Below are 15,726 nucleotides of genomic sequence, written 5' to 3' on the forward strand. Positions count from 1 at the left end.
CCACCGTTAGTTCAAACTACTCTGTGCCAGGTCCAGTAGCTCTCTATTAGCGACTGCGAACATGGCAAAGTCTGGCGTTTTTGCAGCATGTAATTCGCCCAGCATTGTTTTCCAACGTTCTATGAGCGCGGCTTCTTGTTGTGTCCAACGTTGTAAACAGAGCTCTGTATCGCGTTCTTCACACACATGCTTGAGCGCACCTACGGCCAGCGAACGCTGCTGCCACTGCAGGTCTTCCAGGTATGTGTCACGCGCCTGCGCCTGCCACTCATTTTCTACGGTTATACCGGTCACAAGGCGCGCAAACCAATCTAACTCCAGAGTTTCTCCCAATCGATAAAACAACGACCCTACCTCGAGATTTGTTGCCTCATGCTCCGCCGCTGCAGAAATAATACCCAGCGCGGAATAAAGATGATCAGCGCCTGCCACAAACTGTGCCAACTGCTTTGGCACGCCGCTGTCCTGCAATTTCTGAAACCGTTCCTGCACCGCGTGTGCACTTTCTCCACATAACAGCTCGGGCAGTGCTGACGCGATTTCCGCTACTCCGTTCTTGAATTCGCCGATGGCTGCTCCAGCATCCAGACCATTACGGCGATTTCGCAGCAGCCAACGACAGGCGTTTCGAATAAGCCTGATAAGCTCCCGCATCATTTCTACCTGCAGTTCTGCATCGACGGCAAAATCCAGCGCCTCTATAGCTTCCCAATAATCATCTAATTGAAAAATTTCTCTACTGGCGCTGTAGGCGATCGCTATTTCAGGTACTGATGCGCCGGTCGAGCTGATCAAGCGTCCGATAAAACTGACACCCATACGATTAACCAGATCATTGGCAATCTGTGTCGCCACAATCTCTCGAGCCAACCTATGCTCACCGACTTCCTTGCGGTAACTTTCCACCACCGCCGCAGGGAAACCGCCCGTAACCGCCGCCGCAAGATAGCTGTCATCGGTGAGAGCGGAAACCGCCAGTGCTTCTTTCAGAATGCCTTTGCTATAGCTAATAAGAACTGACAACTCCGGCCTTGTTAAACCCTGATTCTGCAAGCGCCTTTCTGCCAGTTGCTCATCGCTGGGCAGGAACTCCAACTCTCTGTCCAGCAGTCCGAGCTGCTCCAGCCGGTTGAGCACGCGGCGATACTCGCCACTGCGTTGCACCGCCTCACTCTCAGCAATACTGATCGCCTGCGTCTGACGATAGTTGTTACGTAGCACAAGCTCTGCGACGCTATCCGTCATCTCCTGTAAAAACTTGTCACGGTGCTTGAGCGTGAGGTCACCTCTGGCGACAACCGCATTGAGCAGAATCTTGATATTTACCTCATGATCTGAACAATCCACGCCGCCGGCGTTATCGATAAAATCTGTGTTGGAGCGACCACCTGTCAGGCTGTATTCAACACGGCCTAACTGTGTCAAACCAAGGTTGCCGCCTTCACCCACAACGCGACAACGCAGCTCACTACCATCCACGCGCACCGCATCGTTGGCCTTGTCACCTACCTCAGCATGCTGTTCCTCGCTTGATTTTACGTAAGTACCAATACCGCCATTCCACAGTAGGTCGCAGGGCGACTTGAGCAGGGCGTTAATCAACTCCGCCGGAGTCATTGCTGATACCGGAATATCAAATCGCTGCTGCATCTCTGGAGATATACTGATCGACTTAGCTGCGCGCGAAAAAATGCCGCCGCCGGCGGAGATCAGGTCCGCTTCATAATCCTCCCAGCTCGAGCGCGGTAGTTGAAACAAGCGCTGTCGTTCAGCGAATGACGCAGCTGGATCGGGATTCGGGTCGATGAAGACGTGCTGGTGATTAAACGCCGCTACTAACTGGATCTGCTCTGACAACAACATGCCGTTGCCAAAGACATCGCCGGCCATGTCACCCACCCCAACCACGCTGAACGTTGTGTTCTGGATATCCAGTCCCAACTCTCGAAAATGCCGCTGCACGGAGACCCACGCCCCACGCGCAGTAATGCCCATTTTCTTGTGGTCATAGCCGGCACTGCCACCGGAAGCAAAAGCGTCATCCAGCCAGAAGTCGTATTCTCGGGCTATTGCATTAGCGATATCGGAAAAAGTAGCCGTACCTTTATCTGCGGCAACAACCAAATAGGTATCGTCACGATCTTTGCGCACCACACGTGGCGGAGGCACAACTTCTCCCTCTATCAGATTGTCAGTAATATCCAGCAGTCCGCGGATAAAGGTCTGGTAGCAGGCCACCGCTTCCTGCTGCAATGCATCACGACTGGTGTCAGCCAAATGCCGCTTACAGACAAATCCACCTTTCGCACCCACCGGAACAATGACCGCATTTTTGACTTGTTGAGCCTTGACCAATCCAAGCACCTCGGTGCGATAGTCTTCATGCCGGTCTGACCAGCGCAGCCCGCCGCGGGCCACCTTACCGCCACGCAGATGCACGCCCTCTACGGCAGGTGAATAAACGAATATCTCGTGCTTGGGTACCGGGGCGGGAACGCCGGGAATGAGACTGGGCCGAAACTTGAAAGAAATATAACTCTTCTCGGCACCACTCGCATCGGTTTGGAAATAGTTGGTGCGCTGTATCGCCTGGATAAGCGCCAGATACTGCCGGATGATGCGGTCCTGACCCAGGTTCTCTACCTGCTCCAAAGCATCAATGATGCGCTGACTGAGCAGTAATTCTCGCTCTCCGCGCCAATCTCCATCGCCCTCGAAATCTGGATCAAAACGGGTCAGGAAGAGCTCGACCAGTGCACCGGCCACATGCACATGCTCAGCCAGTGTCTCTGCAATATATTCCGGGCTAAAATTGAAGAGTATCTGACGGAGGTATTTTGCAAAGGCGCGCAACAGGGATATTTCCCGCCAGTCGAGCCTTGAGCCTAACAGCATTTTGTTAAACCCGTCGCTCTCAGCCTCGCCGCTCCAGATTCTACCAAATGCATCGGTGAAGTCTTGCTTCACCTGTGCCAGCTCGAAGGCGCCGCTGAGCGCGTAACTAAGACTGAAGTCCTGTATCCAGAGCTGCGCACCGCCCTTCTCTCTTACCGGATAGGCGTTCTCAGCCAGCACACGCAGACCCAGGTTTTCAAGAATAGGCAAGACATCAGACAAAGGTAACGATGTGTCTCGATGATAAAGTCGAAATCTCAACCGCTCGGCCGGCTCATCGACAAGGCGGTAGAGGCTCATTTCAAGCTGTTTACCGTCGCATATCTGCAACAAACGGCCAACATCCATCGTCGCAATGCGAGTATCAAAGTCCTCCCGATAACCCGCAGGAAAGCTGCTACCGTAGCGCGCTACCAGTTCCATTCCTTGCTCTTCACCATACTGCTCAAGCAGCCGATTGTGCAGACGATCTTGCCAGGATTGTGTGAGTGCTATTACCTGTTCTTCCAGTGAGTCCAAATCCAACTCAATCGGCTCATCCGGATCCAGCAAGAACACGAAATAAATACGCACCAGAATGGATTCGGAAAAATAGGTGTTAAATTCGCTGCGATGACTGCCCATGGCATCGCCGAGCATTGCCTGAATCGATTCCCTCACAGCTGTGGTGTAGCGATCTCGCGGCATGTAGACCATGCAATAACAAAACTTCTCATGCGACTCCAGGCGGGTAATCAATCGCACCTGACGCCGCTCCTGAATCTGGTTAACCGCGGTACTCATCCGAGAGAGTTCTTGAACATCTGCCTGCAACAATTCGTCACGGGGGAACATCTGCAACACCCGGGTCAGCTCACGCCCCTCATGATTGCTATCATTGAAACCCGAGGCCTCCATCACCCGGGCAATCTTCTTTCGAACAATGGGTATATGAGCCGGACTCATCGAGTAAACCGCCGCCGTAAACAAACCCAGGAAGCGATGATGGGTTTTTACCCTGCCCTGGGGGTCGTACTCGTTTATTTCTACGTAATCCGGGTACGCCAATCGGTGCACACGGGATCGACGCCGCGATTTGCTGAAAGACAGCTGTCTTTCCAGCAGCACTTCAGGTGCCGCCGCTGCGTCTGCCAAATCCTGCACCAAATAGGCCTTGCCGCGAGATTCTCGTAAACGCAGCATGCCGAGTCTGGTGTGCTCCTGCTCCATCACTTGGGCATGCTCTTGTTCGTAACGTATTGCCAGCGACTCATAACCTAGCAGCGTTATGTTATTGCGGTCCAGCCACTGCAGAAAAGCCACATGTTCGTTGCGTATTTCCTCGTCTATTTGCTCTTCCTCCGCTACCGCAACTGACACTTCGGCCAGGCGATCACGCATTGAAGAGAAATCGGTAACCACATAGGCCACTTCTTCAAGAATCTCGGCTATTGTGGCTCTCATTTCAGCAATTTCGTCGGCGTCGGTACAACGATCAATGCTGAAAAAAAACAGACTGACTACTTCACGCTCCTGGCCATTACGAGGTTCAATAGCAATGATCTCACCGCTGGCAGCGCGTTCGACGGCAAAATTCTGCCCATGCAGGTTATGGATAGTAGTATTGCGGCGGTTCAGCTCGCCGCGAACTGAATCAAGCAAGAACGGCATATCAGGCGCAATGACCGTAACGACAGTATGACTACTTTCCCAGCCCGACTGTTCTACATCCGGATTTCCAATGTCGATACAGGCAGCGCCACCCGGCCAGGTTCGTAATAAGCCGAAACTGCTATAAATAAACCCGAATAGATCAGCTACATCCAGCCCCCGCAGGTCATCCGCAGGAAATGAACGGAAAAACAACTGCGCGAGGCTATCCACTATGGCGGCCTCACCACTATCAGCACGCTTGGCTATCATTGCTGACAGGTCATTCAGCATTTTTTGTCGAATACTATTATCTTTCATGGGCGGCACCGGGGAACTCAATATGGAAAGGATAGTCTATTTGGGTACAATGCTGCACCAATATAGCCACACCTATACAAAGACACCAACCTGGGAGAGCGACACAAGTGCACAGGGAACAAATCGGACTACTCCAGCAATGGCTCAGCGAGCAGATCATCGGCCAAGAGCATCTGGTTCAGCGCCTGCTGATTGCGGTGCTGTCTGACGGCCATTTACTGGTAGAAGGGGCACCCGGCCTGGCTAAAACCAGAGCTATCAAGAGCCTTGCTGACGGTGTCGAGGGCGATTTTCACCGTATACAGTTTACCCCTGACCTGTTGCCAGGCGACGTTACAGGCACCGAAATCTATCGCCCCCAGGAAGGCGGATTTCACTTTCAGCGCGGCCCCATATTCAATAGTTTGATACTGGCTGATGAAATCAACCGTGCGCCGGCGAAAGTACAGTCTGCTTTGCTCGAGGCTATGGCAGAACGGCAGGTTAGTGTTGGTAGCCAGACGTATGAACTGCCAAGACTGTTTCTGGTGATGGCCACTCAAAACCCCATAGAGCAGGAAGGCACCTATCCGCTGCCCGAGGCGCAGCTGGACCGGTTCCTGATGCATGTCAATGTCGGCTATCCTGATCGCGACGCCGAGCGACGGATACTGCGCCTGACCCGCGACGAAGCGATCCCTGGGCACAGTACCAAGCCCGCTATGCTCGCACAGCAGGCTATTTTCGCAGCCCGCGAAGACGTATTGAATCTCCACATGGCAGAGCCTGTTGAGCAATACATCGTAGAATTGATCATCGCTACGCGGCAGCCTGCAGAATATTCAAGCCTGCTCAGTGGCTGGATCGAATTTGGTGGTAGTCCACGCGCGACTATTGCCCTTGATCGTTGCGCCCGTGCCCATGCCTGGCTGCGCGGGGCCGAATTTGTCACACCGGACGACGTTCAGGCGGTGATTGCGGACGTGCTGCGACACCGACTTATCCTGAGTTTCGAAGCCGAAGCCAACGGTATATCCAAAGATCAGGCAATTGCAGAATTGGTACAAAACGTTCCTGTCGCATGACTTCTGGCAGCGGCCCCTACACTGAACTGGAAGCGCTGATTCAGGAGCGCCATAACGGCAAACAGCTGAAATTGGCGCTGCGAACGCGAGCGCTGAGCGCGCTGTCGGGCGGTAACCGTTCTAACTTCCGTGGCCGCGGCATCGACTTCGAAGAAGTCCGAGAATACCAACCCGGTGACGATATTCGCACCATTGATTGGCGGGTAACTGCGCGCACCGGTGCAGCCCACACCAAGATATTTCGCGAAGAGCGGGAGCGACCAGTGCTGGTGGTAACCGACCAGCGCAACAGCATGTTCTTTGGCAGCCGCAACTGCTGTAAATCAGTACTTGCCGCACACACCGCAGCGCTACTTGCCTGGGCCGCATTAGAACAGGGAGATCGCGTCGGCGGCTTGGTATTCAATGACCGCGAACACCGAGAGGTGAGACCCCGGCGCAGCCGCGGCGCGGTGCTAAACTACTTGCACCAGCTCAATGAGCTCAATCGCCAGCTACCCGACCTGGAGCGAACCGAGACTGCCGCTCAGCCGTTTGCAGACACCGCTGCGGAAGTCAGACGTATCGCCCGACCGGGTAGCGCAGTACTCATTATCAGCGATTTCAGAGGCGCGTTAGGAGCGCGGGCCATGGAACATCTGCATCAGCTTTCCCGACATACTGAAATAACCGCTCTGCACTGCTCTGATCCTCTCGAACAAAATCTGCCCGAGCAAGGCCGATACCGGGTCACCGACGGCAAGCTAAAAATTGATTTGAATACCGGAGACGGTGCCGTGCGGACGGCTTTTAGCCAGCGCTACAGAGATTCACTAGACGAACTGCAGGACAATTTCGGAAAACTAGGCATCCCCCTGCTACAGCTTTCGACCGCTGAACCAGCGCTGGATTCTTTACTACCCTACTTCAGTAGCATGCGGCGCGGGGTAACCACCGCATGAACCCGCAGGATCCACTCGCCCAACTGCGCGACATCCAGTTACCGAATGAGATTAGCTGGTGGCCACCAGCACCTGGCTGGTGGATAGTGGCTGCGTTATTGCTATTGGCACTGCTGGGCCTCGCGGCATGGCTGTGGCGACAGCGGCAGCGCCGCGCCTATCGGCGCTTTGCGGTGGCAGAACTGCTGACTGCTAGAGACGCCTTCGAAGAGTCAGGCGATGCACTGCACTACGCGCAGCAACTTAACCTGATCCTGAAACGGGCGGCCCTCACCGCTTGGCCCCATGATGAGGTTGCGAACCTCAGTGGCGCCCAGTGGATGAGCTTTCTTGACCAACAATGGCCGACCCGGTACCAGGGCACTCGTTTCGTCGACAGCGGACTGGATACGCTACCCTATGCGGGTCATGCTCAGGCCGAGCTTGCCGAAAGCAGCGCTGAAATCGCCGCCAGCTGGCTAAACCTGCACTCGGCGGGTCGCTCATGATCGAGTTTATCTGGCCCACGGTATTCCTGTTGCTGCCATTGCCCTGGCTAAGCTGGCGCCTACTGCGACCGGCTCAGACAGAACAGGCCGCGTTGCGGGCGCCCTTTTTTGATAGCTGGGCAGAACTCAACGAGCAGCAATCACGCGGTCACGGCGGCGGCCGCGCGGCCAGCGCGCTGGTATTGACTCTTATATGGTGTCTGCTGCTGATAGCGGCCGCGCGCCCGACATGGATAGGCGATAGCATTACGTTGCCGCGCGAAGGTCGCGACCTGCTGCTGGCGGTAGATATTTCGGGCAGCATGCAAATTGAGGATATGCGCTCAGGGCAAAATCTGGTGCCACGCCTGAACGCCGTCAAAGCGGTGATCGGTGAATTCGTACAACGCCGTCGCGGCGACCGACTTGGCCTGATACTGTTTGGTACTCAAGCTTATCTGCAGGCACCGCTGACTTTTGACAGCGCCACGGTCAAACGCTTCCTGCTGGAGGCCCAGATTGGTTTCGCCGGTAAAGAGACTGCTATTGGTGACGCCATTGGTCTCGCTGTTAAACGCCTGCGTCAGCGCCCGGCCCAGAGTCGCATTCTGATACTACTCACCGATGGCGCCAATACGGCTGGAGAGGTCAGCCCCATGGGCGCTGCCGCGCTAGCAGCAGAAAACGATATCCGCATTTACACCGTAGGGGTGGGTGCCGATGAAATGCGCGTGCCGGGAATATTTGGCTCCAGCTTTGGCAGTCGCGTTACCAATCCCTCGCGCGACCTTGACGAGGCCACGCTGCAACGTATTGCCGATACCACCGGCGGCCGCTACTTCCGTGCCCGCGATCCAGCCCAACTTGCGGAGATTTATCGACTACTGGATCAACTGGAACCAGTAGACCAGACAGCCGCAACGTACCGCCCCCGACAAAGCCTGTTTCAATGGCCACTGGCCATCGCTATGGGACTCAGCCTGTTGCTCGCTGCTGCTCGACTGACTGGCGGCAAAGGGGCGCACCGATGATGGAATTGCTGGCGGACCTTCACTTTATCCGGCCATGGTGGCTACTATCGCTGCTACCTGCCCTGTTTCTGCTTCTATTATTGTGGCGGAACGTGCGCGGCGGCCAGGGCTGGCAGCAGGTCATTGATCCGGCGCTGTTACCGCACCTGCTGGATCATCACACCATGGCCAGCAGCCGCTCGCCTTTGCCCGCATTGCTTCTAACGTGGATCATTGCTGCACTGGCGCTTGCGGGCCCCAGCTGGGAGAAGATACCGCAACCGATACTGCAGAAACAAGATGCACTAGTGCTGGTGCTCGATCTTAGTTTTTCGATGTACGTAGAGGACTTGCAACCCAATCGCTTGCAGCGCGCTGAGCGAAAATTACTGGACTTACTCGACACCCGGGTCGAAGGCACCACTGCCCTGCTCGCCTACGCTGGTGATAGTCACGTGGTCAGCCCACTGACCGACGACACCAGTACCATTGCCAACCTCTTGCCGGCACTTAGTCCTCGCATCATGCCGCTAAAGGGCAACAACCCACAGCTGGCAATTGCTCAGGCTATAACACTGCTACAGGCAGCCGCTGCCCCGGACGGACATATTGTGCTGGTTACCGATGGTATTCGCCAACGTGATGTTGGCGCTATTACCGAGCTGCTGCAGCCGCATCGTATCAGCCTCAGCGTACTTGGCGTGGGCACCAGCGATGGTGGCCCAATTCCAACCGGCAGCGCCGGTCTATTGAAAGATGCTGATGGCAGTATCGTCATCGCTAATCTTGAACGCGGCCCCCTGCGTCAACTCGCCAGTGCCAATCAGGGGCGCTATGCCGATATATCGCTAGGCGACAGTGATTTGGAGCAGGTATTGGCGCGCCCACTTAGCGCCAACTCAGATCAGGGCCTGCTATTGGATCGTAGTGCCGACACCTGGAATGACCTGGGTTACTGGCTGGCGCTGGCACTGTTGCCAGCGGCGCTACTCGCCTTTCGTCGCGGCTGGGTTCTCGGTATCGCCCTACTCTTGATTATTCCATCGGAGCGCGCGCTGGCTGTTGAGTGGGAAGAACTTTGGCAAACCCCGGATCAACGTGCTGCCGCATTATTAAAGGCGGGTGAGCCCGATGCGGCCGCACGCCTGTTTGACAATCAGGACTGGCGTGCAGCGGCCGCCTATCGCGCGGAAGATTACAAAGCAGCACTGGAACATTACAGCGCCAGTGACGATGCCGGTAGCTGGTACAACCGCGGCAACACGCTGGCGCGCAGCGGCAAACTGGGGCCGGCCATCGAAGCCTATACTCAATCGCTCGAACGCGATCCAGACTTTGAGGATGCGGCCTTTAACAAGCAGCTACTTGAGCAAATTCAGCAACAACAACAGCAACAACAGCAAGATCAGGACCAGGACCAGGACCAGGATCAAGATCAAGATCAAGAGCAGCAGCAGAGCTCCGATCAGCAACAGCAAAATTCGGACCAGCAAGAAGATCGGAATCAGGATCAAGAACAGCAAGATCAGCAGCAAGATCAACAACAGGACTCGAAACAGGAGCAAAAAAATTCCGGTCAGGATGAGCAGCAACCCTCAGATCAACAACCGGGTCAGCAGGACGAACCGGACGATCAATCTGAAGCGCAGCAACCTGAACAGCAGCCTGGCGAGCAGCCAGAGCCAGAACAACAACCGGAACAGCCCGAAGCTGGTGAGCCAGATCCCGCAGAGGAATCAGCAGAATCTGAGCAAGAGCGCGCACGCGCTGAAGCCCAGGCCGAACAGGATGAAGCCGAACGACAAAAGGAACTGGCAACAGAGCAATGGCTGCGCCGTGTACCCGATGATCCAGGCGGCCTATTGGAACGAAAATTCAGGTATGAAAGTCAACAAAATCAACAACAGCGAGAGAGTGATGAGACTATTTGGTAGTACCCTGGTGGTCTTATTGTGCCTGCTGAGCGCTGCAGTCACGCAGGCGGCGGTTATTGCCAGTGTTGACCGTGGCAGCCTGAGCATGGGCGACTCCTTCACCTTTACTCTGACGGCGACGGCCGGCGAGGATCTCAACAGGACCAATTTTTCCGCTCTGATACGGGATTTCGAGGTGCGGAGCAGCTCCCGCGAAAGCAGTTTTAGCTATAGCGGAGGCAAGCAACAGGCCAGTAACAAATTGCGCATCGTACTAGCTCCTAAAAGAACCGGTAGATTGGTTATTCCGGCCCTCAGTGTGGGCGGCTCCAATACCACTGCTATCACAGTCATGGTGCGTGAGGGTCGCGCCGACCTGAATGCCCTCGATGAGATATTTGTGGAGGCTGAAGTCAGCAGCACAACCGTCTATGTGCAGTCACAACTCTTGTATACCTTCAGACTGTACCGTTCCATTGGGCTGCGCGACGCTGACTACACTTGGGCGCCGATGGACAATGCCTCCAAGGAGCAGCTGGAAGGCAGCACTTACATGAAGCGTATTGATGGTGTCGACTATCAGGTATCGGAGTTGCGTTTTGCCATTTTTCCGCAGGAAAGCGGCACTCTGGAAATCCCGCCATTAGAGTTTGTCGGGCAGCTGGGTCGCGGCATGTTTGAACGCGGCCCAACACTGCGGCGACAAAGCGATGCAATCAAGGTCAAAGTCCTCCCGATTCCAGACGCCTATCCGGGCGCTGCCTGGATACCGACTACCCAACTCACGCTGACCGAGGACTGGTCGGTGGACCCGGCCACGCTGGGCATTGGCGACTCCAGCACGCGCACCATCACGCTGCGCGCAGGTGGTCTACCTGGCAGCCAGCTGCCGCCGGTGAACGCTCCGGAGCTGCCAGGGGTGAAGGTTTATCCAGACATGGCCAAATCGGAAGATATAACCGGCAGCAAGGGTATTGATGCACTAGGTATTAACAGTGCAGCCTGGGTAGTGATACGCGATGGGGAGTACGTTATTCCTGAGGTGCGTATTCCATGGTGGGACGTGAAGGCTCGCAAGGTACGCTACGCCACCCTGCCCTCGCGTACGATTTCGGTGGCAGCCAGCGCCGAACCTCAAAGCACTGCACCAACGCCGGTGGCCACAGAGCCGTCCTCTTCAATGACGGCCGCGGCTGCGCACCACAACTACTGGCGCACGGCAGCAATGATTATTCTGTGCTGCTGGCTGGCCACTACACTCTGGCTGCTGCGCAGACGTGCGGCACCAGTAGAACAGGCTGAGGTCAGCGCCAAAGCCGACACTGAGTCAAAAATATTCAAGCAGCTAGTGGCCAGCTGTAAGCAGGGCAATGCCAACCAAAGCCGTCAATTGCTGCAGGATTGGCTACGGATGGTGTATCCGGAAGTCGCCAACCCGGGCTTAGACTGGCTGCAAAAAAATGCGACAGATAATGCATTAGCCGACTCACTGGCAGAACTGGAGTCAAGCCTATACGCTGTAAAAACAGATACATGGAGCGGCAAAGCGCTGGCCACCGCGCTTAAACAATGGCGCAAACAACAGCGCGCACGACGTGCCAATGCCAAGACACCGGAGCTACCGCCGCTTTATCCAGTCTAAGCCGCCTGTAACAGCGTGACCCTACAAGCTCTTGGCAACAACCTCGTAAACGTCACGCGATAGGTCTGGCAGTGCAGCGATCGTCTGCAACTCGCTGTGCATTAGCTGCTGCCGCTTATCATAGCGCCGCCATTTGGTCAGCGGCGTCAACAAGCGCGAGGCGATCTGCGGATTACTACTATTGAGTTCTACCACTGTTTCCCGCAGCAATTCATAGCCACTGCCGTCCAGTGCATGGAAGTTAGTCGGGTTGGCATTGCAAAAAGTACCCACCAATGCGCGGATCTTATTGGGGTTTCTGGCATCGTAGGCTGGGTGCTCAAGCAACTGTCTGACGCGCTCGATAGCGTTTTTAACGGGCGCGCTGGCTTGAACCTGCAACCACATGTTGACCACCAGCGGTTCGTCTTTGAACTGCGCATAAAACGTATCCAGCGCCGCTTCGCTTACTGACTGCTCACCGTGGTGCACCAAAGTCACCAGGGCAGCATGGCGATCGGTCATATTCTCTGCGCCTTCAAATTGCTGCTGCGCCAACGCTACCCCGCGTTCAGGGTCAGCCACGGCGATATAACTCAGACAAGTATTGCGCAAAGCGCGAGCTGCCATTTGAGCGGCAGTGGGCGCGTAAGCGGCGCTTGCGGCAAGCGCGTGATAACGTTCCAGCAAGGCGTCTTGCAGGTGGCGTGCTACCGCTTCGCGCACTTTACCGCGCGCACTATGAATCCCGTCTACGTCGATCGTATCCACCAACTCAGCGAGTGTATTCTCGGCTGGCAAGCGCAAAATTTCCGCGACCATAGCCGCGTCTGCGTGGACATCTGCCAATACATTTGACAGACCATTGAGTAACGCCTGATCTACTTCAACGGCCTCAAGCTGCACCGCGTGCACAGCATTAACAGCAAGCCGTTGCGCAGCCTCCCAGCGATTAAAGCCGTCATCGTCATGACTCAGTAAAAACGCAAGCTGATCGGGTCTATAGTCGAACGACATTTTTACAGGCGCTGAAAACCCCCTCAACAGCGAAGGCACAGGACGTTCCGGCAACGGGCCGAAGCGGAAGCTTTGCTGTGGTTGAGTTAACTCCAACACACAGTTGGTATTGTCTGAGGTTTCTGCGTCTTCAGGCATATCAGGTGATTGCAGGCGTAATGCACCAGCCTCACCTAGCAAGCCCAATGCTACCGGAATCATAAACGGCTGTTTCAGTTCCTGCCCCGGAGTCGGCGGACAGCTCTGTTCGAAATTCAAAGTATACATACCTGACTCTGCGTCCCATTCCTCACTGACCGCCAGACGGGGCGTGCCGGCCTGAGAGTACCAGCGCCGAAACTGGGACAGGTCACGGCCGCTTACCGCTTCCATCGCGAGCACAAAATCCTCACAGGTAACGGCTTCTCCGTCGTGTCGTTCAAAGTACAAATCACAGGCCGCGCGAAACTTTTCTTCGCCCAGGAGAGTACGCAGCATCCGCACTACCTCTGCACCTTTTTCGTAAATGGTGACGGTGTAAAAATTGGAAATTTCCATGAACGAATCAGGACGCACCGGATGCGCCAACGGTCCAGCATCCTCAGCGAACTGCACCGTGCGCAGCATGCTGACTTCTTCAATCCGTTTTACAGTACGCGAGCCCATATCCGCGGAAAACTCGGCGTCGCGATAGACGGTGAAGCCTTCCTTGAGACTCAGCTGAAACCAGTCACGACAAGTCACCCGGTTACCCGACCAGTTATGAAAATACTCGTGTGCGACCACGGCTTCTACCCGTTGAAAACCTGCATCGGTAGTCGTTTGCGGATGCGCCAGCACGCAAGAGGTGTTGAATATATTCAGGCTCTTGTTTTCCATCGCGCCCATATTGAAGTCGTCGACCGCAACAATATTGAAAATGTCCAAGTCATACTCACGCCCGAATTTTTCCTCATCCCAGCGCATGGAGCGCTGCAGGGAATCCATCGCGTGCGCGCACTTGTCGAGGTCCTTGGGTTCCACGAATATTCGCAGTTGCACCTGGCGACCACTATGGGTAACAAAACTATCGTCGAGACTCTCAAGGTCGCCTGCGACCAATGCAAACAGATACGCCGGCTTGGGAAATGGATCATGCCAGCTTGCCCAATGCCTATCGCCACTGACGCCACCGTCGGTCTGGTTTCCATTACTGAGTAATACTGGATACTTTGCAGTTTCCGCTTCCAGACGCACGGTAAATCTGGACATCACATCTGGACGATCAAGATAGTAGGTAATTTTGCGGAAACCTTCGGCCTCACATTGCGTACAAAACATGGTCCGCGACTTGTAAAGACCCTCCAGTGAGGTGTTGTCCTGAGGCGTAATACGAGTACGGCATGTCACGATAAAGGCATCACCCGGAGCCGTCAGCAACAGACTCTCCTCGGTGAGATGGAATTGCCCAGGTGCCTGCACCACGCCATCAATAGCGACCTCCAGCAGCTCCAACTCTTGCCCGTGCAGGACCAGCTGAGCTGCCGCGGCCACGTCAGGATTGCGGCGCACTGTGAGCGCCGACTGCACCAGCGCATGATCCTCATAGAGCTGGAAATCCAGCTCTGTATGATCGATCAGAAACGCGGGGGCCTGATAGTCCTTCAGGTAGATGGTAACTGCTTGTGCGTCCTTCATGGGTAACTACTCTCAATAAGTACCTACGACCGCCTGAGGTCGCAGCGGGAAAAAATAAACTAAAGCTGGCGTAACTCCAGTTGGTAGCCGCCGTATTTACGCAGATTAATCACACCGCCATCAAAGATCAGATACTGGCCCTTGATCCCCATCAGCTTGCCCGTTACCAGCGGTTGCTTATCCAGATTAAAAGACGTGACTTTAACCGGGTGCTCGATAACGGGGTAAGCAATCTCTATCTGGCTCTCATCTGTGAGTGCAGTGATAGACTGCAAGCCATGTGTGTCCTGTAAGCCGGCCAACTCCGCTGCGCACTGCTCAGCTAAAGTATCGCGCACTGCAGTCAGGTCCAGGTCCTCCACGTCGCCCTTGAGCATCGCCCGCCAATTGGTTTTATCGGCAATATGCTGCTTATAAACGGTTTCAACCAAGCCGGAAAGCAGACGGGTAGCCACCCGGAACACCGGCAGCGCCTGAACCGCTCCCTGATCCATCCAGCGGGTAGGAATCTGGTTACCACGGGTAATCCCGACCTTAACGCCTGAAGAATTGGCCAGATAGACGAAATGGTCAGTCATGCAGTTGCGTTCACCCCACTCCGGCTCGCGGCAGGTACCGGCCGCATAATGGCATTTCTCCGGGCTCATAATACAGCTGTCACAGCTGGCCAAACGCGTGAAGCAGGGATAGCAATAACCCTGATTAAAGCTCTTTTTGGTAAGCCGGTCGCAGCTCACGCAGTTGATAGCGCCCAGGTGCTCAAGCTCCAGTTGCTCTCCGAGTAAAGCGTTCATGTCTACTTCCTGCTCACCCAACTGCAGAGCATACTGGACGGGTGACTCCAGCTTGGTGAGCATTTTTCTGGCGGCACCGCTGGCGAGTATCTGACTCACTGTTGTTCTCCTGAAGGTTCATCTTCAAATTTTAGCGGCTGAGTTTCAGGCGCCGCACGAGAAGCTCGCGCCTTGGCACCTTTGTCTATATAGCCAGTTCTTTCTTGAGCGGACACATGCAGTGATTCATAAGCGATTATCGCCGCCATGCAATCCTCCCGCTGTTGTGGCGTTACGCTCCTGCCATCAGGCCAGCGTCCCAGCTCCACAGCCGTTTTAAATCTGGCTACCAAGTCCGGGGTCAGGTTCGCAACCATCTCCTGATAATTCACAATGTTTTAGTCCTGTTATGCATGCCT

Annotated in this window: 10 protein-coding genes; 6 read left to right on the forward strand and 4 right to left on the reverse strand. The window is 55.1% G+C overall.

Features of this window, described 5'->3' with window-relative positions; genetic code table 11:
* Positions 1-6: 6 nt before the first annotated feature.
* On the reverse strand, positions 7-4,845 hold the full coding sequence (locus EYC98_RS12545; protein ID WP_279245684.1) for an NAD-glutamate dehydrogenase: 4,839 nt from the start codon (positions 4,843-4,845) through the stop codon (positions 7-9).
* 107 nt (positions 4,846-4,952) lie between these two features.
* On the opposite strand from EYC98_RS12545, the gene EYC98_RS12550 reads away from it, so the two are divergent.
* From EYC98_RS12550 to EYC98_RS12575, 6 genes are read left to right on the forward strand one after another with little or no spacing between them, the layout of a single operon-like run.
* The gene (locus tag EYC98_RS12550) at positions 4,953-5,909 is read left to right on the forward strand and encodes an AAA family ATPase (RefSeq protein ID WP_279245685.1); all 957 of its coding nucleotides are present in this window, start codon (positions 4,953-4,955) and stop codon (positions 5,907-5,909) included.
* The gene (locus EYC98_RS12555; RefSeq protein WP_279245686.1) at positions 5,906-6,850 is read left to right on the forward strand and encodes a DUF58 domain-containing protein; all 945 of its coding nucleotides are present in this window, start codon (positions 5,906-5,908) and stop codon (positions 6,848-6,850) included. Before EYC98_RS12550 ends, EYC98_RS12555 begins: the two co-directional genes overlap by 4 nt.
* On the forward strand, positions 6,847-7,338 hold the full coding sequence (locus EYC98_RS12560) for a DUF4381 domain-containing protein (protein ID WP_279245687.1): 492 nt from the start codon (positions 6,847-6,849) through the stop codon (positions 7,336-7,338). The genes EYC98_RS12555 and EYC98_RS12560 overlap by 4 nt, the downstream gene beginning before the upstream one ends.
* Positions 7,335-8,348: a vWA domain-containing protein gene (locus tag EYC98_RS12565; RefSeq protein ID WP_279245688.1), complete on the forward strand. Its 1,014-nt coding sequence runs from the start codon at positions 7,335-7,337 to the stop codon at positions 8,346-8,348. Before EYC98_RS12560 ends, EYC98_RS12565 begins: the two co-directional genes overlap by 4 nt.
* On the forward strand, positions 8,345-10,261 hold the full coding sequence (locus EYC98_RS12570; protein ID WP_279245689.1) for a VWA domain-containing protein: 1,917 nt from the start codon (positions 8,345-8,347) through the stop codon (positions 10,259-10,261). The genes EYC98_RS12565 and EYC98_RS12570 overlap by 4 nt, the downstream gene beginning before the upstream one ends.
* Positions 10,209-11,882 (forward strand): BatD family protein, encoded by a 1,674-nt coding sequence (locus tag EYC98_RS12575; RefSeq protein WP_279245690.1) that lies wholly within the window; start codon positions 10,209-10,211, stop codon positions 11,880-11,882. The genes EYC98_RS12570 and EYC98_RS12575 overlap by 53 nt, the downstream gene beginning before the upstream one ends.
* A gap of 21 nt (positions 11,883-11,903) precedes the next feature.
* Here the strand turns inward: EYC98_RS12575 and pepN are convergent, their stop codons facing one another.
* From pepN to EYC98_RS12590, 3 genes are read right to left on the reverse strand one after another with little or no spacing between them, the layout of a single operon-like run.
* Positions 11,904-14,534: an aminopeptidase N gene (gene pepN / locus EYC98_RS12580; RefSeq protein WP_279245691.1), complete on the reverse strand. Its 2,631-nt coding sequence runs from the start codon at positions 14,532-14,534 to the stop codon at positions 11,904-11,906.
* Between the two features lie 59 nt (positions 14,535-14,593).
* A complete protein-coding gene (locus EYC98_RS12585) occupies positions 14,594-15,427 on the reverse strand; it encodes a DUF2797 domain-containing protein (RefSeq protein WP_420887176.1) in 834 nt (277 codons plus the stop codon).
* A complete protein-coding gene (locus EYC98_RS12590; protein WP_279245692.1) occupies positions 15,424-15,699 on the reverse strand; it encodes a YeaC family protein in 276 nt (91 codons plus the stop codon). The genes EYC98_RS12585 and EYC98_RS12590 overlap by 4 nt, the downstream gene beginning before the upstream one ends.
* Positions 15,700-15,726 lie beyond the last annotated feature (27 nt).

The organism is Candidatus Litorirhabdus singularis (genome assembly GCF_026262625.1).
GTDB lineage: Bacteria > Pseudomonadota > Gammaproteobacteria > Pseudomonadales > Halieaceae > Litorirhabdus > Litorirhabdus singularis.